Origin of the sequence: Desulfovibrio legallii, assembly GCF_004309735.1 — a bacterium.
Lineage (GTDB): Bacteria > Desulfobacterota > Desulfovibrionia > Desulfovibrionales > Desulfovibrionaceae > Desulfovibrio > Desulfovibrio legallii.
On sequence record NZ_SIXC01000002.1, the window covers coordinates 285,358 to 310,558 of the forward strand.

The 25,201-nt window shown below is 63.1% G+C and carries 20 protein-coding genes and 1 pseudogene; 4 read left to right on the forward strand and 17 right to left on the reverse strand.

Translation table 11 applies throughout. The features are described from left to right. Positions 1 to 99 precede the first annotated feature (99 nt). A complete protein-coding gene (locus EB812_RS02410; RefSeq protein ID WP_118230281.1) occupies positions 100 to 1,221 on the forward strand; it encodes a polysaccharide deacetylase family protein in 1,122 nt (373 codons plus the stop codon). A 300-nt stretch (positions 1,222 to 1,521) separates the two neighbouring features. Here the strand turns inward: EB812_RS02410 and EB812_RS02415 are convergent, their stop codons facing one another. The 4 genes from EB812_RS02415 to EB812_RS02430 all read right to left on the reverse strand — a co-directional run bounded on the left by EB812_RS02415 (position 1,522) and on the right by EB812_RS02430 (position 7,679). After that, positions 1,522 to 4,518 carry an AIR synthase-related protein gene (locus tag EB812_RS02415; RefSeq protein ID WP_118230232.1) on the reverse strand — a complete coding sequence of 999 codons (2,997 nt, stop codon included), beginning with the start codon at positions 4,516 to 4,518 and terminating at the stop codon, positions 1,522 to 1,524. Positions 4,519 to 4,640: 122 nt separating this feature from the next. Next, complete coding sequence (locus tag EB812_RS02420; protein ID WP_118230231.1) at positions 4,641 to 5,606, reverse strand: polyprenyl synthetase family protein; 966 nt, start codon at positions 5,604 to 5,606, stop codon at positions 4,641 to 4,643. Positions 5,607 to 5,614: 8 nt separating this feature from the next. Further along, positions 5,615 to 6,361 carry a futalosine hydrolase gene (gene mqnB / locus EB812_RS02425; RefSeq protein ID WP_130957778.1) on the reverse strand — a complete coding sequence of 249 codons (747 nt, stop codon included), beginning with the start codon at positions 6,359 to 6,361 and terminating at the stop codon, positions 5,615 to 5,617. A gap of 4 nt (positions 6,362 to 6,365) precedes the next feature. Further along, positions 6,366 to 7,679, reverse strand: a complete 1,314-nt coding sequence (locus tag EB812_RS02430) for a nucleotide sugar dehydrogenase (RefSeq protein ID WP_118230710.1) — start codon at positions 7,677 to 7,679, stop codon at positions 6,366 to 6,368. Positions 7,680 to 7,725: 46 nt separating this feature from the next. Between EB812_RS02430 and EB812_RS02435 the strand changes: the two genes are divergently transcribed. Further along, positions 7,726 to 7,920 (forward strand): DUF2065 domain-containing protein, encoded by a 195-nt coding sequence (locus tag EB812_RS02435; RefSeq protein WP_118230712.1) that lies wholly within the window; start codon positions 7,726 to 7,728, stop codon positions 7,918 to 7,920. Here the strand turns inward: EB812_RS02435 and EB812_RS02440 are convergent. The 11 genes from EB812_RS02440 to EB812_RS02485 all read right to left on the reverse strand — a co-directional run bounded on the left by EB812_RS02440 (position 7,917) and on the right by EB812_RS02485 (position 19,168). Next, on the reverse strand, positions 7,917 to 8,588 hold the full coding sequence (locus tag EB812_RS02440) for a ubiquinone/menaquinone biosynthesis methyltransferase (RefSeq protein ID WP_118230711.1): 672 nt from the start codon (positions 8,586 to 8,588) through the stop codon (positions 7,917 to 7,919). The two genes, EB812_RS02435 and EB812_RS02440, sit on opposite strands and share 4 nt — an antisense overlap. Before the next feature lie 83 nt (positions 8,589 to 8,671). Next, positions 8,672 to 8,848 (reverse strand): hypothetical protein, encoded by a 177-nt coding sequence (locus EB812_RS11630; RefSeq protein WP_165450868.1) that lies wholly within the window; start codon positions 8,846 to 8,848, stop codon positions 8,672 to 8,674. Between the two features lie 346 nt (positions 8,849 to 9,194). Further along, on the reverse strand, positions 9,195 to 10,625 hold the full coding sequence (locus tag EB812_RS02445) for an SLC13 family permease (protein WP_118230708.1): 1,431 nt from the start codon (positions 10,623 to 10,625) through the stop codon (positions 9,195 to 9,197). Positions 10,626 to 11,255: 630 nt separating this feature from the next. Continuing rightward, on the reverse strand, positions 11,256 to 12,344 hold the full coding sequence (gene buk / locus EB812_RS02450) for a butyrate kinase (protein ID WP_118230707.1): 1,089 nt from the start codon (positions 12,342 to 12,344) through the stop codon (positions 11,256 to 11,258). Between the two features lie 149 nt (positions 12,345 to 12,493). After that, a complete protein-coding gene (locus EB812_RS02455; protein ID WP_118230706.1) occupies positions 12,494 to 13,399 on the reverse strand; it encodes a bifunctional enoyl-CoA hydratase/phosphate acetyltransferase in 906 nt (301 codons plus the stop codon). A 62-nt stretch (positions 13,400 to 13,461) separates the two neighbouring features. After that, positions 13,462 to 13,686 carry a 4Fe-4S dicluster domain-containing protein gene (locus EB812_RS02460; protein ID WP_118230705.1) on the reverse strand — a complete coding sequence of 75 codons (225 nt, stop codon included), beginning with the start codon at positions 13,684 to 13,686 and terminating at the stop codon, positions 13,462 to 13,464. After that, complete coding sequence (locus EB812_RS02465; protein WP_165450869.1) at positions 13,686 to 14,216, reverse strand: 2-oxoacid:acceptor oxidoreductase family protein; 531 nt, start codon at positions 14,214 to 14,216, stop codon at positions 13,686 to 13,688. The genes EB812_RS02460 and EB812_RS02465 overlap by 1 nt, the downstream gene beginning before the upstream one ends. A 1-nt stretch (position 14,217) precedes the next feature. Further along, entirely contained in the window at positions 14,218 to 15,048 is an 831-nt protein-coding gene (locus EB812_RS02470; protein WP_118230703.1) for a thiamine pyrophosphate-dependent enzyme, read from the reverse strand. A 13-nt stretch (positions 15,049 to 15,061) separates the two neighbouring features. After that, positions 15,062 to 16,189, reverse strand: coding sequence for a 2-oxoacid:acceptor oxidoreductase subunit alpha (locus tag EB812_RS02475; protein WP_118230702.1), 1,128 nt, complete (start codon positions 16,187 to 16,189; stop codon positions 15,062 to 15,064). A gap of 322 nt (positions 16,190 to 16,511) precedes the next feature. Next, positions 16,512 to 17,780 (reverse strand): (Fe-S)-binding protein, encoded by a 1,269-nt coding sequence (locus EB812_RS02480; RefSeq protein WP_118230701.1) that lies wholly within the window; start codon positions 17,778 to 17,780, stop codon positions 16,512 to 16,514. Next, positions 17,777 to 19,168 carry an FAD-binding oxidoreductase gene (locus EB812_RS02485; protein WP_130957779.1) on the reverse strand — a complete coding sequence of 464 codons (1,392 nt, stop codon included), beginning with the start codon at positions 19,166 to 19,168 and terminating at the stop codon, positions 17,777 to 17,779. Before EB812_RS02485 ends, EB812_RS02480 begins: the two co-directional genes overlap by 4 nt. 414 nt (positions 19,169 to 19,582) lie before the next feature. On the opposite strand from EB812_RS02485, the gene EB812_RS02490 reads away from it, so the two are divergent. Continuing rightward, the gene (locus EB812_RS02490) at positions 19,583 to 21,559 is read left to right on the forward strand and encodes a sigma 54-interacting transcriptional regulator (RefSeq protein WP_118230699.1); all 1,977 of its coding nucleotides are present in this window, start codon (positions 19,583 to 19,585) and stop codon (positions 21,557 to 21,559) included. 27 nt (positions 21,560 to 21,586) lie between these two features. Here EB812_RS02490 and EB812_RS02495 read toward each other — a convergent pair whose 3' ends face one another. Next, positions 21,587 to 23,779 carry a hypothetical protein gene (locus EB812_RS02495; RefSeq protein ID WP_118230698.1) on the reverse strand — a complete coding sequence of 731 codons (2,193 nt, stop codon included), beginning with the start codon at positions 23,777 to 23,779 and terminating at the stop codon, positions 21,587 to 21,589. A 399-nt stretch (positions 23,780 to 24,178) separates the two neighbouring features. Here EB812_RS02495 and EB812_RS02500 point away from each other — a divergent pair, with 399 nt between their 5' ends. Beyond that, complete coding sequence (locus EB812_RS02500; RefSeq protein WP_165450870.1) at positions 24,179 to 25,006, forward strand: nitroreductase family protein; 828 nt, start codon at positions 24,179 to 24,181, stop codon at positions 25,004 to 25,006. A gap of 63 nt (positions 25,007 to 25,069) precedes the next feature. Here the strand turns inward: EB812_RS02500 and EB812_RS02505 are convergent. Beyond that, positions 25,070 to 25,201, reverse strand: a pseudogene (locus tag EB812_RS02505) (integrase core domain-containing protein); the annotation flags it as partial.

Sequence of the window (25,201 nt, forward strand, 5' to 3'; positions counted from 1 at the left end):
CAAAATCGCACCGCGCTGCCTTGCGGTACGCCGTGGGGAGTGCTAGACCTGCCCCCAGGACGGGTTCTGCCCCGTCCCATGTTTTTTTCCGAGGCTGGTATGCAAGCGCTTTTGAAATATATCGGCATCGCAGCCTGTTGCAGCCTGCTGGCGCTGACCGCTCAGGCGGCCCCCGCCCGGGTGGTGGACGGCGCTGTCATCATGCGCCAGCCCATGCGGGAAAATCTGTGCGCCATCACCTTTGACGACGGGCCTTCCGTCAATACGCCGCAACTGCTGGATATGCTGGCAGAATACGGCATCCCCGCCACATTTTTTCTCTTGGGCAGCCAGGCCGAGCGCCACCCGGACACCGTCCGGCGCATTTTGGCTGAAGGGCATGAGGTAGGCAACCACTCCTATTCTCACCCCAATCTGCGTCTGGCTTCACCGGAGCGCAAAGCCGAGGAAATTCGCCGCACCGACGCCGTGCTGCGTTCCCTGGGGGCCGCGCCAGTGTTTCTGCGGCCGCCCTACGGGGCCTTTGACGCCTATACGGAAAAAGTGGCCGGTGAACTGGGGCTCTCTATTCTGCTCTGGTCGCTGGACAGCCGCGACTGGCAGCGCCTGCCCGCCAATTATGCCACCCTGCGCTCCACTCTGGGCACGGTCTACCAGCCCGGAACCCTGCGGGGCATTTTTCTGTTTCATGACACGCACAAACGCACGGTGGACGACCTGCCCCGCATCATCCGCGACCTGCGGGCAGGCGGCTGCCAGCGCTTTGTTACCGTGAGCGACTATCTGGAAGGGCTTCTGGATCCGGAACCGGGCATGCTCATGACCCGCCGTACGCCCCGCCCCTTGCCCCCGGCCGAAGCGGAAATGCCCGCCGCCGCGCATGAGGTGCACGGTGTGCGCCAGGCGGAAGAGCTGCCCCCTGCCAGCTACCCCGCCGGATCCACGCCCGTGCCTTTGGCCCGCAGCAGCCGCCCTTGGCTGCAGGATACGTCCGCCGCAGCCTCTCAGGCCGCAGCACAGGGGCAGGCTGCGGCACAAAGCCCTGCCGATGCCCAGAGCCCCACAGAGGGACGACCCGACGCGACGCACGCCGGACCAGAGGGCTCCTCCGCCCCGGCCGCCACGCCGCAAGAGACTCTGCATCCGCACCCTACCACGTCCATGCCTGCCGCCAGCCCTGGCCTGCCCGCCGCCCACGGCCCTGCCAGGCCGGTTTCCTGATTTTTTCTCTGTAACAGTTTTTCGCTGTTCCTCCCCCCACAGGGAAGTACCAAGAACCGCCCCGACCAATGTGGCCGGGGCGGTCAGCATCAAAACGCTTTTTCGCCGGGATTGCCCCAAATCCGTGGGCAGCAAAAATCCGCCGCTGACGCCGTTTGGCGCAAAAAAGGCTGTTTTTGCTGCAGCGGGACGACCAACCTCCGGTCCCGCCATCCCTGCCGCGCCAGGCCCGCTATTCTCCCGCAGCCAGCGCCCCCCCTGCCCTGCCTTCTGCAGCAGTCAGCGCGTCGGCCCCTGCCGCTACCAGTCCAGGGTACGCTTGAAGGCCTTGGCCAGATCCTCCACGGGCGCAGCACAAAGCAGGCTGTCGCCGCTGCGCAGGGTCAGCCGTGCGTCCTCCGTAACCGTGCCGATGCGGGTACAGAGCTGCCACTGCCCCAGGGCGTCAAAAATCATGCCCAGGTCCGGCCGCACGCTGATGACCAGTCGGCTGGCCGACTCGCTGTAAAGCAGTTCGGTCAGGTTCATGGCCTCCAGAGCGGGCACGGCGTTCAGGTCCACCTCGGCCCCCAGACGCCCGCCAATGCACATCTCGGCCAGGGCCACAGCCAGGCCGCCGTCGGAGCAGTCGTGGCAGGCGGCAATGGCCTTCTGCCCCATAAGGGCGTTGACGGCGCGGTAGCGCGGCAGGGCCGTGGCGGCGTCCACATGGGGCACACGCCCGCCCTTGAGGCCCAGCTCGTCGGCGGCCTCGCTGCCCGCCATTTCGCGCCAGGTACCGCCCAGCACATAGATGAGGTCGCCGGGACGCTTGAAATCTGAAGTCTGCGCCGCCGTCACGTTGCCCATGACCCCCAGTACGGAGAAGAGCACCGTAGGCGGAATGGAGATGCGCTCCCCGCCGCCGGTGTAGTCGTTCTTCATGGAATCCTTGCCGGAAATGCAGGGCACGCCGAAGGCCAGGGAGAACTGCCGCAGGGCACGGCAGGCCCGCACCAGCTGGGCCAGCTTGTAGCGGCCATCGGGGTTGGACGGGCTTACCACCGGGTCGCACCAACAGAAGTTGTCCACCCCGGCCAGGGCGTCGGGGTTGGCGCCCACAGCCACGGCGTTGCGGATGGCTTCGTCCATGGCATTGGCCATCATCCAGTAGGCGTCGTAGTCGCTGAACTTGGGGCAGATGCCGTGCGAAACTACCAGACCGGCGTCCGATTCCAGCAGGGGCCGCAGCACGCCCGCGTCTGACGGACCATCGCGCTTGACGCCCACCATGGGCTTGACCACGCTGCCACCGCGCACCTCATGGTCATACTGGCGGACAATGTATTCCTTGGAGCAGATGTTCAACCTGCCCAGCATGCGCTGCAAAAAGGCCCCCTGCTCCACCTGCGCCACGTCCACACGGATGTCCCGCACTTCGGGCGCGCTCCACTGGGCTTCCAGGTGCAGCTGGGGCACGCCGTTGTGCATGAAGTCCATATCCAGCGAGGCCACCACGCGTTCGCCGTAGCGCACTTCAAAGCAGCCGGATTCCGTAAAATAGCCCAGGGCCGTGGCCTCCACGTCCATACGGGCAGCCAGCTCCAGAAACTGCTCCAGTTTGTTCGGGGGCACGGCCAGGGTCATACGCTCCTGCGCCTCGGAGAGCAGGATCTCCCAGGGCCGCAGGCCGTCGTACTTGAGGGGGGCCTTGGCGATGTCCAGCACGCAGCCGCCCGTATCTTCGGCCATTTCGCCCACGGAGGAAGAGAGGCCGCCCGCGCCGTTGTCCGTAATGGCGTGGTACAGACCCATATCCCGCGCGCGCAGAATAAAGTCATACATCTTGCGTTGCGTAATAGGGTCGCCGATCTGCACGGCCGTGGCCGGGGAGCCTTCGTGCAGCTCTTCGGAGGAAAAGGTGGCCCCGTGGATGCCGTCCTTGCCGATGCGGCCGCCAGTCATGACAATGACGTCGCCCGGCTCGGCCTTCTTGTACCAGCCGGCGCGGCCGTTGATTTCTGCAGGCAGCAGCCCCACGGTGCCGCAAAAGACCAGGGGCTTGCCCAGAAAGCGCTGGTCAAAGACCAGAGAGCCGTTGACCGTGGGAATGCCGGACTTGTTGCCGCCGTGCTCCACGCCTTCGCGCACGCCTTCCAGCACGCGGCGGGGGTGCAGCAGGCGCGGGGGCAGGGGCTGGTCATAAAAGGGCGAGGCAAAGCAGAACACATCCGTATTGCAGACCAATTCCGCACCCATGCCCGTGCCCATGGGGTCGCGGTTCACGCCCACAATGCCCGTAAGCGCCCCGCCGTAGGGGTCCAGGGCCGAGGGGCTGTTGTGCGTCTCTACCTTGATGCAGGCGTCGTAGCCGTTGATAAACGCAATGACGCCTGCATTGTCCTTGAACACGGACTTGCAATAGTCCTTCTCGCCCATGCGCTCCCGCAGGATGGCCGTGGCGTCGCGGATGCAGGTTTTGTAGAGGTTGTCCACCACCTCGCGGCGGCCCGTATCCGCGTCCGTATAGTCGATACGCGCGGCGAAAATCTTGTGTTTACAATGCTCGGACCAGGTCTGGGCCAGCACTTCCATTTCCACGTCCGTAGGGTCGGCGGGCAGCTGCAGGGCGGCGCGCCGGGCGGCTTCCTCCAGCCCGGTGAAGTGCGCACGGATGCGGTGCAGCTCCGTAAGATTAAGTGCCCAGGTGTTTTCCCGGCTGGCCCGTTGCAGGGCCGCGTCGTCCATAGCGGAGAGGGCCACGGTTTCCACCGTGGCGTCGGCCGCGCCCGTAACCTTGGCGGCCTGAGGCTCAAAGCCGGGGGCCGCCTGCCATTCCTGCGCGCTTTTGACGCGATAGCGCTGGATCAGGGTATTGCAGAGCAGATCGCGGGCCAGGGCGTCCACCTGTTCGCGGCGCAGGGGCGCGGCGGGGTCCTCGCTGATGCGGTACTGCACCGAGGTATAGACGCGCAGGCCTTCTCGCGGCAGACCCAGCACCAGAGCGGCCGTGTCCCGCGCCGTGCGGGCTTCGTTGTCCGTGACGCCGGGGCGAAAGCCCACTTCCACGAACCACTGCGCGGGCTGCGCCAAAGGCAGCGGGGTAAGCGCCGCCTGCTGCAGAATGGGGTCGTGCCAGACGCCTTCGTCCAGCAGGCGCTGCACCTGGGGCGCGTCCAGACCGTCCACGGTAAAGACCTTGGTCTGCCGCACGGCGGCCACGGTCAGGTCGAGATCCTTGCGCAGCCGCAGGGCCGTCTTACGCCCCTGCGTATCGTCCATTCCGGCGTGGGGGCCGGTTTCCACCCTGTAGAGCATGACACGCTTCCTTGTGAATATTCCCTTTTTGCGGGGGCTCTTCCCTCTCCGGTTCAAACCCGAAGGGGAAGGGCAAACGTGGGCCCGGAGGCAGCGTGCTGCCGTCCCCGCCCCCTGACGAACTACTTTTTCCTGTCCCGCACGTAATCGGCCATCTGGAGCAGAAAACGGCGCTCCGGCCTTTCGGGCAGGCCGTGCACGGCCTCACGGGCCACGTCCAGAAAGCCTTCGGCCTGACGGCGCACCTGGGCGTCAAAGCCCGCCTCGCGGATACGCGCGGCAATGGCGGCGGCGTCCTGCGCGGTCATGAGTCCAGCGCAGAAGGCCGCGTCAAAGGCGGCGCGTTCCGCCTCCGCAAGGCTCTCGCGGTAAAGGCGCAAAGGCGGGGTCAGCTTGCCTTCGCGCACATCGCCGCCCGTGGGTTTGCCCGTGACGCTTTCCGGCGCAAAGTCCAGGGCGTCGTCTACCATCTGAAAGGCCATGCCCAGATTTTCGCCGTAGGCCGCGGCCGCGGCCACCAAAGGATCTGCGACCCCGGCGGCCAGGGCCCCCAGCTCACAGGCCGCGCGGATAAGCCAGGCCGTCTTGCCCCGGATGATTTCTTCATAGGCCGCGGCACTCACGTCCACCCGGCCCTGGGCCTCGATTTCCAGAATTTCACCCGCAGCCGTACGGCTGGTGGCCTCGGAAAAGCAGCGCGTCAGACGCGTGTCGCCAAAGCCCGCCACCAGCGCGTTGGCCCCGGCCAGCAGCGCGTCTCCGGCCAGAATGACCGTGCCCACAGTATACACCGTGTGCGCAGCAGGCTGCCCCCGACGGCTCACGGCATTGTCCAGCACGTCATCGTGCAGCAGGGTGGCGGCGTGGAGCATCTCCAGCGTCACGGCCAGGTCGTGGATGTCTTCCCGCCCACAGCCAAGAAGCCGCGCCATAAGCACGGTGAGCAGGGGCCGCAGGCGCTTGCCCCCAGCCTGAAAAATATGCTGGGCCACGGGCCGCACGGAGGCGGGCAGGCTTGCCGTCGCCCGCTCCAGGGCCCGGTTGACGGCGGGCAACTCCAGGGCCAGGCGCGCTTTCAGTTGGATCATGACGCTACTCAGTTGCAGTTGAGGGCGGGCAGCACCCCGGCCAGGGCGTGCAAAGCTCCCGCAAAGTCTTTTTCGTCCCTGGCGCGCGGGCCCACCTTGTTGGACACGCAGCGCGCCTCCACGCAGGGCAGTCCGGCCCGGGCACAGGCATAGGCCACGGCAAAGCCTTCCATATTTTCCAGGTCCGCGCCATAGCTCCGGCACAGCTGCTCCGCCCGCTCACGGCTGGCCGTCACTCCGGCCACGGTGAGCGACCGGACTGCAGGCAGCGCCGCCGCGCCTGCGCCCAGGACGTCCGCCCCGGCCAGGGGCAGACGGTCGCGCACGGGCGCGCCGCCGGGCGGCTGCCAGAGGGGAAAACCGAAGGCCCCGGCCACCACAGAGCGCCCATCGTTGAGGCCGTATTCTGGCCAGATTTCTTCACGCACCAGACAGAGCGAACGCAGGGGCCGATCCTCCAGGCTGAAGGCCCCGGCCAGACCAGCGTTACACACAACGCTCACGGGCGTGCCTTCCGCCCGCGCCCGCTCCAGGGCCAGCCCCAGAGCCAAGGCCGCGTTGAGCGGCCCCACGCCCGTCAGGCAGCACAAGGCGCGGCCCCGCCGCAAGGGCAGGGGCCAGAGGCGCATTTCCGGCCAGGGGTCGTCCGTGGCCCCCCCCGGCGCGACGGCCAGGGGCGGCAGCCCCGGCGGCGCAAAGCCCGGCGCAAGGCCCGCCAATTCGCGGGCCGTGGCGGCGCAGAGCAGCAGGGTCACGCGGCTACAGCCTCCAGTAGTCTATGCCTGCGGCGCGCATGGCGGCCACGTCGAAAAAGGACTTCACGTCCAAGACCACGGCATTGTCCGGCGCGGCGAAGAGCGCTTTCACGGCAGCAGGGGTCAGCCCGGCATAAGCCTTATGGCTTACGGCCAAGATGAGGCCGTCCAGGTCGTGCAGATCCTCCTGCGGCAGCAGGGTCTGGCCGTATTCGCGCAGGGCTTCTTCCGGATCGGCCTCGGCATCGCTCACCAGCACGGTGACGCCGTAGTCCTCCAGCTCACGCACCACGTCCACCACGCGGGTGTTGCGCAGGTCGGGGACATTCTCCTTGAAGGTGAAGCCCAAAATGCCCACGCGCGCGCCACTGATGACCCGGCCGCTCTTGATGAGACGCTTGACGACGCATTCCGCCACATACTTGCCCATGTTGTCGTTGATGCGGCGACCGGCCAAGATGACTTCGGGGTGAAAGCCCAGTTCTTCGGCCTTGTAGGTGAGGTAATAGGGGTCCACGCCAATGCAGTGCCCGCCCACCAGACCGGGCCGGAAGGGCAGAAAGTTCCATTTGCTGCCGGCGGCCTCCAGCACTTCCTGGGTATCGATGCCCATGCGGCCGAAAATAATGGCCAGTTCGTTCATAAGGGCGATGTTGAGGTCGCGCTGGGTGTTTTCAATGACCTTGGCGGCCTCGGCCACCTTGATGCTGGAGGCGCGGTGGGTGCCCGCCCGCACTACGGAACCGTAGAGCCTCTCCAGCAGGTCGGCGGTAGCCTTGTCCGAGCCGGAAACAATCTTGACGATGGTTTCCACGGTATGGACCTTATCGCCGGGGTTGATGCGCTCCGGCGAGTAGCCCACGGTAAAGTCCCGCCCCAGCTTGAGGCCGGATTCCCGCTCCAGAATGGGCACGCAGATTTCTTCGGTCAGACCGGGATAGACCGTGGATTCGTAGACCACCACGCAGCCGGGGCGCAGATTCTGCCCCACAGTGGTGCTGGCCCCCACCACGGGGGTCAGGTCCGGCGAACGGTGGTGGTCAATAGGCGTGGGCACGGCCACCACCACCACGTCGGCCTGCCGCAGGTCCGCGGGGTTGTCGGAATAGCGCACCCTGGCGGCGGCCAGACGGTCGTGGTCCACCTCGCGGGTGTGGTCGCTGCCGGCCTTGAGCTCGGCAATGCGCCGGGCGCTGCAGTCAAAGCCCAGAACAGGCATGTGGCGTGAAAAGGCCACGGCCAGCGGCAACCCCACATAGCCCAGGCCCACCACGGCCAGGGTGCCCTTGCCGGCGCAAAGATCCTCAAATGTCACCATAGTTGTGGTCCTTTACAAAACCGCGCTTTTCCGTAACCACCAAAGCATGCGGTTTGATTTTGATCTTTTTTTGCGCGCCCTGGGCCTGGCCGTTGTGCTGGAAGGGCTTTGCTGGGCGCTCTTTCCCCGCGGCATGCGCCGCGCCCTGCGCGAGCTGCTGGCCCAGCCCGAAGGACGGCTGCGCGCCGTGGGCCTGACTGCCGTGGCCGTGGGCCTGCTGCTGACGAGCCTTGCCCGTTAACGCCCTTTTTCGCCCACGTGCAGGCAGACAATGCCCGAGGTGAGCTTTTCGTGCCAGGCGCGGGCAAAGCCCGCATCGCGCATTTCCCGCTCCAGGGCCGCCGCCGGCGGAAACTGCCGGATGGTGGCGGCCAGGTACTCATAGGCGGCGGGATCCTTGGAAAAAATCCGTCCTACCAGTGGCAGCGCGCGGTTGAGGTAAAGATTATACAGCCCGCCCCAGATGCGTTCCCGCCCGGAACCGAACTCCAGAATACAAGCCCGGCCGCCGGGCCGGAGCACGCGCAGCATTTCGGCAAAGGCCCGCTCGCGCGGCAGGATGTTGCGGATGCCGAAGGCCATGGTCACGCAATCCACGCAGGCGTCCGGCAAGGGCAGACGCTTGGCGTCGGCGGCCACGGGCAGAATGTTGCGGGCGTCGGCCCCGCGCAGCTTGCGGCGGCCCCGCACCAGCATGGGCGGACAGAAATCCATGGCGGGCACGCACGCGCCGGGGTAGCGGCGGCGCACGGCCAAGGCCACGTCCAGAGTGCCGGCGGCAAGGTCCAGCACCAGGCCCGTCTGCCCCAGGCGCACGTTGCGCGCCAGTACGCGCCGCCAGTAGACGTCCAGCCCCAGGCTGAGCACCCGGTTAAGCAGGTCGTAGAAGGGCACGATGCGGCCGAACATGCCGGCCACAGCCGCGTCGTGCCCTGTGCCCGGAGAGGCCGCGCGCGGGTCGGCCCCGCGCGGCGTAGTGGAAGGCGCGCCGCTCACACCCGCTTCCCGCCGTTGTCCAGGCCGGGGTCCACGCCAATGGCGGTGCAGACTACCTTGTAGACCGCCGGAAAGACCTCGGCGAAATTGCCGGGCGAAACGGTGCGCGTTTCAATAAACTTGGCGGTCAGTTCCTTGGCCACCTGCAGGGCTTCCTTGCGATCCTTGTCCATACCACCTCGGCTTACGGCCCCACGGGGCGCGCCGGAAAAAACCCCGTCCTCCGGGGAATGGCCAAGACCCACAACGGGCGTTGCCTGGACGGGTAAAAGAACGGAAACGCAGGCCCCCGCCCTTTTATACAAAAAAATGCTCTTGCGCGAAAAAAATTCACCAGAACGCGCAAGAGCATATGCGTTCCGCCCGGCCTTGGCAAGGCCGCGGGCGGACACGGCCCGCGCAACAAAGACACGCGGCCTTGCGCTAGGCCGGACCTTGACGCAAAACCCGCGGACGGGGAAGACCCCGCCCGCGGGTTACAACTGGTTCAGACCGCAAGCGACATCCTGCGCTGGGCGGCTATTTTATCAGGCCAAGCATACGCCAGTAGGGAATGCTGACCAGGAAACCCAAGGTGCAGATGACCGAATAGGCGGCGGAAAGTTTGACCATAGAGCTGTGCTTGGCCAGTTGCCCCTGCGTGCCAAAATGCGCGCAGAGATAGATGGAGTTCATATAGCTCAGGTACCAGATGTTGCTGCCGGCAAAGGTGACCATGCAGGCTATCCAAGGGTTGATGCCGTTGGCGATCATCAAAGGCGGCAGCACCAGCACGAAAATGGCTGCGGCGGAGGTAAGCGAAACAATGATGAGCTTGATGACCGATGCGGCCACCACCAGAGTGATGATGAGCAGCGCCGGCTCGGACACCACGTTGACCAGAATGGGCTGCAGCTCGGACCCCAGCCAACGGTCCACTTTCAGAGACTGGATAACAGCGGCCATGTTCAGGATGCTGCCCACAAAGACCACGGACGTCCAGTCAATGCGCGTCTTGAAGTCGTTCTTGTCCATAACCTTGAGCACCAGGAGCAGACACATGGCCATGATCGCCACTTCACCGGCGGAAATCCTGTGCAGCTTTTCGGTCATCCACATCAGCAGGGTGCCAATGAGCACCAGCAGGCAGATTTTCTCGTCCCGGCTCATGGGGCCGAGCTTGGCCAGCTGTTCCGAACTGTAACCGGGCGGCAGCATCACTTTTTTGTCAGGCCGGTAGGCAAAAACAAGAAACAGACCCAGCCCCACGAACACACACACGCCCCAGGGCAGCGACCACAACAGCCACTGCAGCCAGGTGACATCCCGATAGCCTTCCGGCAGCATGCCCACCAGCACATAGTGGCTGAAAGAACCGCTCATGAACATGTGCCCCATAATGATGAAGCCCACGTAACACGCGCCGAAAAGCCCGTTGGCCGCACGGGACTTGCGCTCAATGCCCAACTCGTCGCTGATGCTCATGGCAATGGGAGTAGAAAGCGTGGCCTTGGCGTTCATGCTGGGAATCAGCGGAGAAATAATTGTGCCGGAGCCCAGAAGGCCCCAGACCTGGCCGGTGTAGCTGGCGGGGAAAAGCTTGAGCACCCACAGGGAAATGCGCTTGAGCAGGCCGGTTTTGCCCGCCACGGATCCCAGGGCGAAAGCGCCCACCATAATCCACCAGCCGGATGTGGAAAAAGTGGAAAAGGCGGTTTTAAAGGGCACGCACTTGAGCGCGGCCCAAAAGATGCACATCATGAGGCCGGTGACGAATTCGGGCACGATTTCGGTTATCCACCAGCCCACAGCCCACACCGTAATACCCAAAGCCACCATAGTCTTGGAATCAAGCCCCGGGGGCGGCGGCATCATGGCTACCCAGATGCCGAGAAAGATAGAAAGAATAGCTCCACCCAAACGTATTTTTTGGGCAAGGTTCCCCTTCGAGTTCACAGCCGTGTCTGCCATAACAGTTCCTTTACGTGAGCAATTCGCCCCACAGCATGGTGCCGGCGGGGGATGGGACCGTCACGACGGCCCCCGGTAACGACGGTTAGTCAGATTGAAACGGGCGTCCTGCGCGCGCCTTCCACCGGCCGCGCGGCCCTAAAGCATGCCTGCTTTACCTCCTTGTCATCTTGCCGGCATTACGCTGCAACGCCGCAGTTCCTGGCGCAGGCTTCCGCCGTACGCGCAATAGCCAATAATTTAATATAACTAAACAATTTAATCATTGCCGTTGCCTGTCGGAACAGCGCCGCAAAGGCCTTTGCAGCTTGGGATACCAGGCAAAAGCAAGCATTGTGCCATATAGCATATGTCCAATTATGTTAGCATGCTGTGAGTATCTATCCTTATTTTACCCACTGCCAGCGCTTATTTTGTTAACAATATTTACCTGCAGGTTTATTTCGTTATCCACTAGACCAAGGAAGGCAGTGGGCGCCGGAGTGAATCGCGTAAAACTCCGGCGCCCGCCCCGGGAGGTAGGGACTACCGGGAACTTGCCGCCCGCCACAAGCCCGGCCGCAGAGAAAGCGGCGTGCGCGGCAGCCGCGGCCCCGCACGGCAAAGGGTCGTGGAACCCGCGGGCAACGCCTAGCAAGCCTGGGGATCGTGAAAGATATGGAAGCCCTCGTCCTTGCGCAGGACGCGCAGGATGCCGTAGGCCAAAGCCTCAAGCTCATTCTCGCCGGGCAGCACCTGCACTTCGCCAAGAAAGGCCACACGGGGTGCTACGCGGTCAATAATATACGAGGAGTGGGCCAGGGCTCCGGTCAGCACCACCAGATCCACTGCACCGCTGACCACGGCCCCCAGCGAGGCCACGTTTTTGGCCACCTGGTAAGTCAGCCCGTCGTAAACCAGGCGGGCCTCGGCGTCCCCGGCGGCAATGCGGTCTTCCACCTCCAGGGCGTTGTTGGTGCCCAGGTAAGCCATAAGCCCGCCCTGACCCCGCGTCCTTTTGGTGGCCGACAGGCGGTCGAACCCGCCGGAAAAGCACAGGTCGATAAGCTGTCGGTTGGGCAGGCCCCCGGACCGTTCAGGAGAATAGGGGCCCTCTTCGTCCGTGATCACGTCCACCATCCGGCCTCCGTGGATGACCGTGGCGCTGATGCCCGCGCCCATATGACAGACGATGATGTTCTTCTCCTCCAGACGCCAGCCCTTGGCCTGTGCGGCCTTGATAGCCATAGCCCGCATATTCAGGGCATGGCAGGAAGCCTTGCGGCGGATTTCTGGCAGGCCGGAAAGCTTGGCAATGTCTTCCATCTGGTCCATGACTACGGCGTCGTAAATGTAGGCCGGGATGCCGAGGGGCTGGGCGATCTCCTGCGCCAGCAGCGCTCCCAGGTTGGAAGCGTGATCATCAATGGGGTGGTCGCGCAGAAAGGTGAGCATATCGTCGTTGACCAGATAAGCGCCCTGTTCCAGTGGGGGGAGTTTTCCGCCGCGCCCCGCCACGGCAGCAAGCCGCCGCAGGTCGAACTGCTCCGCCGCCAAAGCCGCCTTGATGGCTTCAAGACGGATGGGGAACTGCGCCACGTTGCTGCTGAAGACACGCAACGATGCCGCCGGGTGGTCCACCTTTTTCTGGAACAGCAGGGTCTGGTTTTCGTAAACGGCAATGCGCGTGGAGGTGGAACCGGGATTAATGGCAAGAATGGTGTACTTGGTGTCCGCCATGGGGTGTCCTTATGCAAGTTGTGGTAGCGCGCCTGGGGCGCGGCAGCCGTGCCCCAGGCGTGCGCCGCCTGTACGACGGCGCAGTGGAGGAATGCGGCGTCCGGACTGAAAGGCATCAGCCGGGCCGGACGCCGCGCCTAGCATCTGGATCAGCGTGCCGCGGCCGCGGCCAGAACCATGGTCCTAAACTTGTCCTCGGCGCTGGCAGCGCGCGAATTCAGCACCACCGGCACCCGTCCGCCCACCACTATGCCGGCGGTGAGGGCGTTGGCCATGTGGCGCAGACACTTGATCAGCACGTTAGCCGCCACAATGTCCGGACAGACAAGCAGATCAGCCACGCCGGCCACGGGGCTGTGGAAACCCTTGGTTTGCGCGGCCTCAGGGCAAATGGCCAAGTCAAAGGAAATGGGGCCTTCCACAATGCAGCCCGTGATGCTGCCCTGCTGCTGCATTTCTTTCAGCCGAGCCGCGTCCACGCTGGCGGGCATTTTTTCGTTAACGGTTTCCGCAGCGGCCAACACGGCCACCTTGGGGTTGTCGATGCCCATGCGGGCCAGAGCGTCCACGGCGTTCTGCAGGATATCTCGCTTCTGCTCCAGCGTGGGCGCGATGTTGATGGCCGCATCGCACAGAGCCAGCAGCTTGGGGTAGGCGGGCGCCTGCACAAGGTTCATGTGCGAAATAAGCCGCCCGGTGCGAAAGCCCGTTTCTTCCTTAAAAAGGCCTTTGAGCAGCACGCCCGTCTGGATCAGCCCCTTAAGGATGAAATCCGCACGGCCGCCCTTGACGGCCAGACCGGCCCTGGTGGCCGCATCCAGCGGATCTGTAGCGGCAATGACGGGGCAGGCGTCCGGGGAAAGGCCCACCTGACGCATTTTTCCCTCTATGGCGGCGGGATTGCCGAACAGCAGCGGCTCCACCAGCCCCACGTCCACCGCATGTCGCACGGCTTCCAGCACATGGGCGTCCGCAGCTTCCACCACGGCCACTCGGCACTTGTGGGCCTTGCCCATAACTGCGGATTCAAGTTCCACAAACGTTTTATATACCATACAATCTTTCCAGAATCGTCTAGAAGAGTTGGGGTTGTCCGCCCCTTGGGGGCAAACCGCGCTTAACGCTCGGAAACCTCGATGGCAAAGTCGGGACAGACCATCATGCAGGTGCGGCAGCCGATGCAGTTGTCCATGGCCGCCACGGTCATAAACGTATAACCGGCCGCATTATATTCCTGTCCCAGAGCATACACCCCCTTGGGGCACAACTCCCGGCAATAGCCGCAGCCTTTGCACAGGACATCGTCCACGCGGACATTGAAGCTCTTCTTTTCCGCACTCATCAGTTGCCCCCCTGCGCGGATTCGGCAGCGGCCGCGCCCCGTCTGATCACTTCCACATTCAGTTTGGCCACCTCCGGCTTGCCCTTGTGCGCCGCAATGGTGAGCAAGGTCTGCACCGGAAGGGCACCGCTGATGACCATGGCCGCGCCAAGGCCAGCCAGGTTGGCGGATTTGGGCGCGCCCAGCTCGTGCGCGATCTGCGACATGGGGACGCCTATCCAGTTTTTCATGGTGCGGGGCTTCATGAGCGAGCAGTCATAAACCACAGGCCCTTGGGCCGCGTCGTAGCGCGTGCCCACTACATCATTTAGGGCAATGATGATGTCGGGCCTGACCACCTGCTGGAACAGAATTTCTTCATCGTCCAGCAGCACTTCAGCACTGATGAAGCCGCCACGCTGCGAGATGCCGTAAGACTGGGTCTGGACCACGTTTTTTCCGTCCAGAATGGCGGCCTCAGCCAGAAAAGAGGCGGAAAACACAAGCCCCTGCCCGCCCGTGCCGGCCATAAGAACTTCATGATGGGCCATGCTACTTACCTCCCTTGGCGGCCAGGATGGCCGCGCGCTCACCCTCGTAGCTCGTGTTAAAATCAGGCACGTCTTTGTCGGCAATGACGCCGGTAACGAAATACCCTTGCTCGGCCGCATTCTCTATGGCGTCAAACTTGGCCTGAGAAACGGCCTTTTCTTTAAGATTACGCAACATGTCCACGGGGTTGCGCATTTTGTTCCGCGGACCAAACAGAGTGGAACAGGGGCTCATGGCCTCAATGAGGGAAAAGCCCTTTTTCTGGATGCCGGCGACGATGCGGTTTCTCAGACGCATACCGCTGGTCACGGACTCGCGCGCCACATAGTTGGCCCCGGCAGCGCGCACCAAATCGCACACGTCAAAGCCGCGTTCGGGGTTGCCGCCCACAGAGGTGCTGGTAATGGCCCCGTTGGGCGTGGTGGCCGAATACTGCCCGCCCGTCATGCCATAGTTAAGGTTGTTGACGATGATGGCCGTTAGGTCCATGTTGCGGCGGGCGGAATGGATAAGGTGGTTGCCGCCAATGGTGGTGCCGTCGCCGTCGCCCATCAGCACGATGACATTGAGCTTGGGGTTCGCCGCCTTGGCCCCGGTGGCAAAGGTCAGCGCGCGGCCGTGCGTCACGTGCAGAGCGTTGGCCAGGATATAGTCGTCCGCCTTGCCCCAGCAGCCAATACCCGTCACCACGAGCACGTCTTCTTTTTTCAGATCCAGGTCGTCCAGGGCGCACAGCAGGGCGTTGAGGACGATGCCGTTGCCGCAACCGGCGCACCACATGAGAGGCAGCGCGGACCTGTTGAGCAGTGAGCGTGAAATAGCTTGTGCCATGTCTGGTTCTCCTTTACAGCAACGCCGCCGCGATCTGGGACGGGGTCATGATGCCACCGTTGTACGTGTTGACGCCCACTACCAGCGACGGGTCCGGCACACACTTCTTCACTTCGCCAGCCAGCTGCCCGGCATAGTTCATTTCAGCCACCACAACACGGCCAGCCTTGTGGGCAGCCTCGCGCACTTCCGCATCGGCAAAGGGCCAAAGGGTCTGCAGCTGCAGCACCCCCACCTTGTCGCCAGCGGCATTGGCCGCACGGGCAGCGCTACGGGCAGCGCGGGTGACCACGCCGGAGGTAACGATGAGGGTTGCACAGTCTTCAGGCCCGAAATAGCGGGTCATGACAATATCCTTGCGCCCCCTGGCCAGCTTGGTGTGCAGCTGGGCCACACGCCGGGCCGCATTTTCCGGCGTATTGCAGCTGTAGCCGTTTTCGCCGTGCATGGAGCTGGTCACATGAAAGACATACCGGCTGCCGTAACTGGCGAGCGGGGCCACGGCTCCCTCGTCAAAGCAGAAGGGCTTATATTCTTCAGGCGCGCAGGCAGGAGCCGTACGCTCAATGACCTCAAGCTCGCCCGGTTCGGGAATGGTCAGGTTTTCGCGCATGTGCGCGGCCACTTCTTCCGGCGCCATGATGACGGGCACGCGGTATTTTTCAGAAAGGTTGAAAGCCTTGACCGTCAGCTCAAAGCATTCCTGCACTGAGCTTGGGGCAAGGGCGATGATTTCCTGATCGCCATGACGGCCCCAGCGCAACTGCATGATGTCGGACTGGGCGGGCTTGGTGGCTAAGCCCGTGGAAGGGCCGGAACGCTGCACGTTGACCACCACCACGGGCACCTCGCCCACCGTGGCCATGCCCAGGTTTTCCTGCATAAGCGAAAAGCCGGGGCCGCTGGTGGCCGTAAAGGCCTTGGCGCCCGTCAGCGAGGCGCCCACGATGGCGCCCATGCTGGCCAGCTCGTCTTCCATCTGCATAAAGACGCCGCCCAGGCGCGGCAGCTCTCGCGACGCTATTTCCGCTATTTCCGACGACGGCGTGATGGGGTAGCCGGCATAGTATCGCGCACCGGCGTAGAAAGCCCCCTGTGCTATGGCCGCATTGCCTTGCACGAGCTTACACTGTTTTTTCATCGACTTCCTTTTCCTTATTTCCTGGGGTGGCGGGCCGGCGCGGCCCGGGGGGAACCCGTGGGGCTCCCCGCGTCTGTTGGAATACTAAACAAACATGTTTATGAAATGAGCAATATATGTGCCAAAATACGTTCATTACGCATTTTCGGCTAGATACCTTGCTATCTAGCGCTCCTCACCAAAATTTTTTGCCATTAATGTTTTTTTATTAAACATTTATTTCAATAAAATTAACTATCAGAAGCGCCCTCCCCATGGGCCGAGAGTCTGTCCTGCGGGAAGGGCGCAACGCAGGCGGGGTGCGGCTGGTCGGGCGCACCCTTTACACCCCGTAGGCCCTGGCCAGCAGTTCCACCGTGTGCAGCACGCGCATGCGGGATCCCCGCTGGCTCAGCCCATCGATAATCTGCATCTTACAAGCGGAGCAGCCCGTGGCCACCACATCCGCACCGGTGGACAGAATATCGCTGGTCTTGTCGGCAAGGATTTTTTGCGACAGGGCGTAGTGCGTGGCGCTGAATGTGCCCGCGCAGCCACAACAGACGGCGGGACGCTGCATTTCCATCAGCTTCACGCCGGGAATGGCCCGGATCAGGTCCCGCGGCTGCGAGGCCACGCCCATGCCCCGCACCAAATGGCAGGCATCATGGTAGGTCACCTTCCAGGGCAGTTCTCGCGCATATTCGGCAGGCCCCAGGCGCAACAGGAAGTCAGAAATGTCGTAGACCTTGTCCTTCATGCCTTCCCAGACAGCCAGAGCTGGGCTGCCTTCCAGCACCGCCCCGTATTCTTTCTTCAGAGCCGAGCCGCAGGTGGCGCAGCCGGTGATCACAGCGTCAAAGCCGCCCCCGGCAAGCCGCCGGACGTTGTTTTCGGCCAACATGGCCGCCCCTTCAAAATCGCCGGACGAAAACAGCGGCGTGCCGCAACACTGCAGTTTGTCCAGCAGGTGCACTTTCACGCCATTGGCCAGCAGCACGTTGATGAGGGCGAGGCCCGCATCTACATACACATAGTTGAGCATGCAGCCGGGGAAAAAGGCCACGCTGGCCCTCACCTCCCCGTGGGGGTGACTGACAGCGGGCACGAGCTTGCGCAAGGGCTTTTCGGCAAATTCCGGCAGGATACGTCTCTTGTTCAGGCCAGCCACGGGAATGGGCATTCGTGAAACCTTGCCCCGCCCGTTTTCGCTGCGTTTGAAAAGCAGGGACTGCATGCCCTTGCCGTGGGACATGACCATATCAAACAGCCGCCCCTTGGTGATGGCCTTAAAGGCAAGCTTTTTGGCGGCCGGCAGGCGCCCCTGCTCTTTCATATAGTGGCGCAAGGCCATGATGAGGTCGGTGGTGTTGACGCCCGATGGGCAGATGGCCTTGCAGCGCATGCACAGGGTGCAGCGCGCCGCCAGGTCCATAAGCTCCGCACTGGGCTCCACCGTACCGTCGGCCAGCGAGCGCAACAGAAACAGTTTGCCGCGCGACGAAGTGCCTTCTTCAAAGGTTTTGCCGTAAACGGGGCAAATGGTCAGGCACTGCCCGCAGCGGGTGCACTTAAGGGCGGCGGCCTTCAGTTCTTCCAGGGTCTTGCTCATGCTTCGCCTCCGAAGATGCAGCCCGGATTCAGGATATTGTTGGGGTCCAGAGCCTTTTTGATGGCCCGCATGGCCCCCACCTGGGCTTCGCCCAGTTGCTTGACGATATAGGGAGCCTTTTCGCGCCCCACGCCGTGTTCGGCCGAAACGGTGCCGCCCATCTTGATAATTTCGTAATGGAATTCGGAGCGGGCCTTGGCCGCAGTTTTCTTTTCTTCATCACTGTTGAAGAAGAAGTGCGGATGAATGTTGCCGTCGCCGGCATGGCCCTGACAGCTCACCTTGATGCCGTACTTTTTCCCCACCTCGAACAGGGTGTGCACGGCCTGGGCCAGCTTGTTGATGGGCACGGCCGGGTCGCCGCCCAAGCGGCCTTTGGCCACGCGGGCCAGGGCGGGCAAGCCGGAACGGCGGGCCTTCCACAGCTGTTCAGCCTCTTCGGGAGTTTCCGCCACATGAAAGTCCACCATGCCCAGCTGTTCACACACCCGGCGGATGACGTCGGCCTGCGGCTTGAGGGTGGAGGGGTCGCCGTCCACCTCAATCAGCAGCATGGCGCCAGCGTCCACCGGCAGGCCGGCGTGGGTATAGTCCTCCACAGCGCGGATCAGGGTCTGCTCCTGAAATTCCATGATGGAGGGCACCACACCGCTGGTCATAATGGCCGAAACAGCCTTGGCCGCGTTTTCAATCTCCTTAAACGCCACGCGGATAGCTCGTTTGGCCTGAGGCAGAGGAATAAGCTTGAGGGTGATTTCGGTAATGATGCCCAACGTGCCCTCGCTACCGGTAAAAAGCTGGGTGAGGTTGTAGCCGGTCACGTCCTTAATGCACTTCCCGCCGCAGCGGATGATGTCGCCTGAGGCCAGCACCACCTGCATCCCCGAAACATAGCCTTTGGTGGTGCCGTACTTGACGCACTGCAGCCCACCCGCGTCGGTGCCCACGTTGCCGCCGATGGAGGAAAACGTGAAACTGGCCGGGTCCGGAGGGTACATAAGGCCGTGTTCCGCAGCCGCCTTCTTGATGTCAGCGGTGATGGCGCCGGGGCCCACTTCGGCCGTGAGCGTTTCCGGATCGATGACGATAGAATTCATCCGCTGCATGGAAATAATGATGGAATAGTCGCTTTCGGGAATGGCGTTGACGCTCAGCCCGCTGCCCTGGGAACGGGGCACGATGCTGATTTTGTTGGCGTTGCAGAAGGCCGCCATCTGCGCCACTTCTTCCGCCGTGCCAGGCAGGGCCACCAGGATGGGCAGGTGCGGCGAGGGGGCCGCGCCGCCGGCGTTGTAGGTGTAACAGACCAGATCTTCCTGTTTGGTGAGCATATTCTGCTCCCCTACAATGGAGGCTATACGAGCGCGAACATCTTCTTTTGTCAGCATATTTTCCTCTTGACGCAGAAGGGTAAAAGAATGGCCGGGAGGACCGAGCCCCCACGCGCCTGCCACAAACACAAAAGGCCGTCGCCTTTCTGAAATACATACCGCCTCGGGGCCGTTGCCCCATCGCCCGCCAACGGCATTGTGCGGGTCGGAAAGGGGACTTCCGTCCGGGTTAGGTCACTTGTCAACATATCTGAGCAGCATTCATGCCATGTCATAAAAAAGTAATAATTTAAGTATATTAATATTTTTATTCAAAACAGATGCGCCACTTCTCCGCTTTGTTGTTTATTTTGTATACAAACTTCATTTGATTTTTTAACATGTGCAACATGCCCACCGTGCGGGGCGCGCCGCGCGGACGACAATTTTTTATACGACAGGCTTGCCCTGAGGGCAGCCGGGAGGACGGTCATGTGGGAAAAAACATCGCAGCCACGTATTCTCTGCGTATCGATTTATGACGAATTGGGCGAAATGGTGACCAATTACGCGCAGCAGTACGGCGTGACTGTGGATATTTATAAGGGCGGCATATATAATAACGGCCATATCCATGCCCTGGAAAATCAAGACAAATACGACGTTATCATCAGCCAGGCCGGCACGGCTCTGGCCATCCAGCGGATGGTAAAAATACCGGTCGTTTCCATACAGATAACGGCAAAAGACATTATAGAAATAATGCAGGAGGCATGGAATGCGCACAAGGAGGTTCTGTGTATCAACTATGAAAGTGACATAAGCAAAGACATAGATGCCATCGCCTCCTTAAGCTGCAAGGGCTCTTTTCATCAGATCGTTTACAGAAGCAGCTCTGAATTCAATTCCATTATTGAAAACCTGGGCAATTATACCCACGACGTGGGCGTAATCGGGTTTGGCGGCTGCGTGGTGCAGAAAGCTGACGAATACGGCCTGCCCTATTATCTGGTGCGCTCCAGTGGAGAGAACATCCGGCAGGCGGTGCTTGCCGCCCGCAACATCACCGAACAGCACATCAAGGAAAAAGCCCGGGCGCGCCGCCTGAACAACATCATCAACTATTCCATCGGCGGCATCCTTTCCGTGGGCAGCAACAACACGGTGACTATCTGCAACCTTCCCGCCAAACAAATGCTCAAACTCACCGGTAGAAAGGTGCTGGGCACAGACATCAATGCCCCGGACGCCCCCCCGGAAATCAGGATGTTTCTTGAAGACGGGGACTACACCGTGGACAAGCTCGTTTCCTGCAGCGGCAAATCCTATGTGATGAACCGCGTGCCCATCCGGGTGCGCGACCACCACCAGGAAACCATCATCACCTTTCAGGAATTGTCCAAAATCCAGAAGACGGAAGTGCAGGCGCGCATCCAGCTGGCGCACAAAGGGTTGGTGGCCAAATACCAGTTCCGCGACATTGTCTGCGCCGAAGGCGAAATGACGGAGATGCTCGCCGAGGCCAAACGCTTTGCCAAAGGCGACGCCTCTATCCTGATTGAAGGGGAATCGGGCACGGGCAAAGAGCTGCTGGCTCAGAGCATCCACAACAGCAGCAACAGAAAAAAGGGGCCCTTTGTGGCCGTCAACTGCGCCGCCCTGCCCGAACAACTGCTGGAAAGCGAGCTTTTCGGCTACGACGAGGGCGCTTTTACCGGCGCGCGCAAAGGCGGCAAGGCCGGCATGTTTGAAATGGCCCACAAAGGCACGCTGTTTCTGGATGAAATAAGCGAAATGACCCAGGCCAACCAGGTGCGCCTGCTGCGCGCCCTGCAGGAAAAAGAAATTTTCCGGGTAGGCGGCGACAGGGTAGTCAACATTGACGTGCGGATTATTGCCGCCTCCAACCGGGACCTGTTCCGTATGGCCAGCGAAGGCCTGTTCCGGCGCGACCTCTATTTCCGTCTTAATATCCTGCCCCTGCACATTCCCCCGCTGCGCGAACGCAAGGACAATATCCCACTGCTCATTGCCCATTTTGCGGCCAAACGGCGGCGTTTCGACATCGCGAAAAAGGCCAAAAAATTCCCCCCCGCCGTGCTGGAAGCCCTAAACCAGCACAACTGGCCGGGCAACGTGCGCGAACTGGAAAATGTGCTGGACAGAATTTTTACCCTGGACGACGGCTCGGAACCTTTTGAAGACCTGCTGCTGCGCATTATAACCCGGCACCGCCAGTGGCAGCACGCCCGACAGCGGCAGACGACCGCGCCGGACGGCTCCCTGACGGTGCCTTTGGGCAGCATGGCTGCAATGGAGCGCTATATCCTGGAAGCGGAACTACAGAGGTACAACGGCAACAAAAAGGCCTTGGCCGACGCCCTGGGCATCAGCCGTGTGACCGTATGGAAAAAATTCAAGGAGTATGGCCAGCAGGAAACTGCCGCAGCGCAGGATGCCCGCGCCTAGCGCCGGGCGGCCTAACGCCGCCCAGGCTCAGGCGTCGGCCAGCAGGCGGGCGATCTCTTCGCGCAGGATGCGCGCCGCAGCAGCAGCGGCGGCCTTTTCCACCCGCTCGTTAAAACGGGGCTCCAGTTCGTCCAGACGACGCTCCAGGGCGTCCAGACGGGCGGCGGCGCTGCGCAGGGAGGCCGCCAGCGGGGCCAGCTTTTCTTCCAGCAACGCAGTGCCCTGTTCTTCCGTCAGCCCGGCGGGCGGTTCCTTGCGCGCGTCCGCAACCGCGGACAGGCGCTCGTTTACCAGGGCGTCCACCTGTTCCGCCGTAAGCGGCGCTGGTTGCTCCGTCAGGGCGGTGGCCAAACGCTCGTTCACCAGGGCGTCCACCTGCTCCGCCGACAATCCGGGCGGCGTCTGCCGGGCGGCCGCTTCCAGAGCGGCCAGACGTTCCTGCGCGTCGGCCAGGGCCGCTTCGCACTGTTCCAGGCGCAGACTCAGGGCCTGGGCGGCCTCGGCAGCTTCGGCCGCGCGGGAAGAGGCCGAAAAGGCCTGTTCGAAAGCCTCCACAGCGTGGGACGTGGCTTCCGCCGCCTGGGCCGTGGCGGCAGCCACGGCGGCCGCATCGGTCACGGCCGCCAGGTGGGGAACGTCCTCCGGCGGTATTGCCGTCGCAGCGGCCTCCTGCGCAAAAAGTTGTTCGTCCGCAAACGGCACTGCCGGATCGCCGCTGGGACCAGAAGCCGAATCCGACGCGGGGCTGGCCGTCTGGTCCAAGGGGGAAGCCGCAAAGGCCGCATCCGCTTCGGGCAGACCTGCGGACTCCGCGCCCACGGTGAAAGGCCCCTCCTCCACGGCGGGCAGGGGCGCGGCCTCCTCCGGCGCGGGCAAATCCACAGAAGGCAAATCCGCAGAGGTCGAATCCACACGGGACGCGTCTGTGGCAGAATTTGCTGCAATCTCAGCGGATTGCGACACAGCGGCCGCGCCTGCAGCGGGCTCCGGAGCGGCAGGGGGCGGCACGACGCTTGTACCGTCAGACGCCGCCCCGACGGTCTGCGCTTCGCCGGTCGCCGGAGCCGCATCGGCCGCCGGAGTCGCATCAGTCGCCGGAGTCGCGCCGGCCGCCGGAGCCGCGCCGGAGGGCACTTCCTGTTCAACGACCGATACCGGACGTGCTGTGGGGTCGGCGTCCAGATGGGCAGTGGCTTCGGCCAACAGAGCGTCCAGATCCGCCGTCAGGTCCGGCGTTGCGCCGGCAGGCGGAACGGGCGCAGCGGAGGAAGGTGCGGGCGCAGCGCCGGGGGCGGCCTCTGCAACGGGTTGCGGGGACTGGGCCGCGGGGGGCTCGGGCGCGGCGGCCACGTCATCGGCGGCGGCGGCCAGCAAATCAGCCAGTTCGTCGGCGGAAATAGTGGCGGCGGACGCGGGGGCAGCCCTGCCCGGAGAAGGCGTTGCGGCTGTAGTGGCGTCGGCCGCGTGCGCAGTCGGCGGGGCTGTGTCGGCGGGCCGGGCCGGAGCGGATTGCGCCGACGTGCGGGAGGGCGTGCCGACGGCAGCCGCCTCAGGCTGGGCTTCGGCCAGCAGAGCCGCCAAATCGCCGGGATCAAGGGGAGCTTCCTCCTTGGCGCCTGCGGCCAGCAGGTCGTCCAGATCGGGCATATCGGACAGCGGAGCTGCCTCAGGCTTTGCCGCCGGAGGCTGTCCTGCGCCGACCGGCGGTTCCGGAGCGGCTTGGGCCGCCCCTTGTGGGGCCGCATCCGCCCCGGCGGCGTGCAGAGAATCCAGCATGGCGTCCACGGCCAGAAGGCTGTCCAGATCCTGACTGCCCGCGTCCGCCCCGGAGGCGGACGCACTGTCCCCATCCGTTTCTTCGCGCGGCTGCGGCGGCAAATCCAGCGACTGCAGCAAATGGTCCACATCGCCCAGACCGGGCATGTCCAACTTTTCGTTGGGATCCACCGGATGATCCGGCTCTGGTCCGCCTGCGGCCACTGAAGGGATGGCGCTTTCGTGCGTTTCCATCTGAGCCAGCAGGTCGTCGATGGCCGCCTCGGCGGGCAGAGACGCGTCGTTGAGGCCGCGCATATGGGCCTGCAGATCGTCTTCCGCCCTGTCGTGGGGCGCGGGGGCTGCCGTGGCCTCCTGGCCGTCTTCCGGCACGCTGCCTCTTTCGATCAGCTCGGTGAGGTCGATGATTTCTTCAGTATTTGCAGTGGAATTTTGGGCAGCCATGCGCAACCTCAATAGAGTATGACTCCGGCGGCGCGCCGGAATGGGGTAAAAAACATGTTCCACCCCTGAAACGACACTTTTTCGTAGCAGGTTATGGCAAAAGACGCAAATTTTCAGCCTCGCGCCGGAGCTTTCCCTCCACGCCGGGTGACGTTATCGTACCACGGCGCTCTAGAGCATTTAACACTTGAAATGCTCGCTTACGGCAGGCAAAAGCCTGCCTTCTCGCATTTCGTGGCAAGGATTTTTAAGAAAATCCTTGCAGAGCAGTTAGCTCATTTCATTCGCTAACTGCTCTAACTGGTTTAGCACAGGGCTTCCCCTCCACGTCGGGCGGCGTTATTATGAGAGAAGAACGCGATGCCCCAAAACCGCGCCGATAATCTTCAGGAGAATCACATGAGCCATTTTGTTGTTGACCGCGACCGCTGCCGCAAAGACGGCATCTGCGCACGCGTCTGCCCCGTACATATCATCCAGGCCGCGCCGGGCGACTTTCCCGCCATGAACAGCCATCAGGAAGCGCTCTGCATCGGTTGCGGCCAGTGCATGGCCTTCTGCCCCACGGCGGCCTGTGTTGCGCCGGGTCTGGACCCGGCCCAGTGCCGTCCCCTGCGGCACGATCTGCAGCCCGCTGCCGAGCAGGTGGAGGAACTGATCTTTGCCCGCCGCTCTGTGCGGGTCTTCAAAGAGACCCCCTTGCCGCGGGATGTGCTGCTGCGCCTGCTGGACGCCACGCGCTTTGCCCCCACAGCCAAAAACGCCCAACCCCTGCGCTGGATCGTACTGGAGTCGCGCCCGCAGACCAAGCGCCTGGCGGAACTGGTCGTGAACTGGATGCGCCGCCTGCCGCAAGAAGACGCGAACATGGCCCGCGCCTGCCATGCCGAGGGCCTGACCCGTGCATGGGACAGGGGCACGGACGTCATTACCCGCGATGCGCCCCAGGCCGCTGTGGCCGTGGCTCCCGCCGACTGGCACTGGGGCATGAGCGACGCAGCCATTGCCGCCGCCTATCTGGAACTGACGGCTCAGGCCCACGGCGTGGGCTGCTGTTGGGGCGGCTATGTCTGCCTGGCCCTGCGCCACCCGACCGGCGGCGAGGTGCGCGCATTTCTGGGCGTTGGCGAGCAGGAGGCCGCCTGCGCCGTGCAACTTCTGGGCCGCCCCCTGTTCAAGCCCCACGCCCGGCCCCCGCGCAAGCCCCTGGACCTGACCTGGCTGTAAGCCATTGCAACGCTGCAATGCCCTGCGGCTGCATAAGCAGCCGCCCGCCGTGGGGGCGCACGCCTAGATGTAGAGTGTCAATACGTTGTTCACCCTCGCTCCAATTTTGAAGCCGGAGGTTTCCTGCCAAGAGCCGTGTGAGGACGCGAATAATTGTAGTGATGCGTCCATATGGGCAAGTTGGCTGCCCTTTTC

Bases quoted from the DNA above. Each gene is read 5' to 3' on its own strand.
- EB812_RS02480 (WP_118230701.1), bottom strand. From the start codon at position 17,780: ATGAGCAAGACCCTGGAAGAACTGAAGGCCGCCGCCCTTAAGTGCACC.
- EB812_RS02470 (WP_118230703.1), bottom strand. From the start codon at position 15,048: ATGGCACAAGCTATTTCACGCTCACTGCTCAACAGGTCCGCGCTGCCT.
- EB812_RS02440 (WP_118230711.1), bottom strand. From the start codon at position 8,588: ATGTTCGGCCGCATCGTGCCCTTCTACGACCTGCTTAACCGGGTGCTC.
- EB812_RS02500 (WP_165450870.1), top strand. From the start codon at position 24,179: ATGAGCCATTTTGTTGTTGACCGCGACCGCTGCCGCAAAGACGGCATC.
- EB812_RS02430 (WP_118230710.1), bottom strand. From the start codon at position 7,679: ATGGTGACATTTGAGGATCTTTGCGCCGGCAAGGGCACCCTGGCCGTG.
- buk (WP_118230707.1), bottom strand. From the start codon at position 12,344: ATGGCGGACACCAAGTACACCATTCTTGCCATTAATCCCGGTTCCACC.
- EB812_RS02435 (WP_118230712.1), top strand. From the start codon at position 7,726: ATGCGGTTTGATTTTGATCTTTTTTTGCGCGCCCTGGGCCTGGCCGTT.
- EB812_RS11630 (WP_165450868.1), bottom strand. From the start codon at position 8,848: ATGGACAAGGATCGCAAGGAAGCCCTGCAGGTGGCCAAGGAACTGACC.
- EB812_RS02410 (WP_118230281.1), top strand. From the start codon at position 100: ATGCAAGCGCTTTTGAAATATATCGGCATCGCAGCCTGTTGCAGCCTG.
- EB812_RS02465 (WP_165450869.1), bottom strand. From the start codon at position 14,216: ATGGCCCATCATGAAGTTCTTATGGCCGGCACGGGCGGGCAGGGGCTT.
- EB812_RS02415 (WP_118230232.1), bottom strand. From the start codon at position 4,518: ATGCTCTACAGGGTGGAAACCGGCCCCCACGCCGGAATGGACGATACG.
- EB812_RS02455 (WP_118230706.1), bottom strand. From the start codon at position 13,399: ATGGTATATAAAACGTTTGTGGAACTTGAATCCGCAGTTATGGGCAAG.
- EB812_RS02420 (WP_118230231.1), bottom strand. From the start codon at position 5,606: ATGATCCAACTGAAAGCGCGCCTGGCCCTGGAGTTGCCCGCCGTCAAC.
- EB812_RS02445 (WP_118230708.1), bottom strand. From the start codon at position 10,625: ATGGCAGACACGGCTGTGAACTCGAAGGGGAACCTTGCCCAAAAAATA.
- EB812_RS02485 (WP_130957779.1), bottom strand. From the start codon at position 19,168: ATGCTGACAAAAGAAGATGTTCGCGCTCGTATAGCCTCCATTGTAGGG.
- EB812_RS02460 (WP_118230705.1), bottom strand. From the start codon at position 13,686: ATGAGTGCGGAAAAGAAGAGCTTCAATGTCCGCGTGGACGATGTCCTG.
- EB812_RS02475 (WP_118230702.1), bottom strand. From the start codon at position 16,189: ATGAAAAAACAGTGTAAGCTCGTGCAAGGCAATGCGGCCATAGCACAG.
- EB812_RS02495 (WP_118230698.1), bottom strand. From the start codon at position 23,779: ATGGCTGCCCAAAATTCCACTGCAAATACTGAAGAAATCATCGACCTC.
- EB812_RS02490 (WP_118230699.1), top strand. From the start codon at position 19,583: ATGTGGGAAAAAACATCGCAGCCACGTATTCTCTGCGTATCGATTTAT.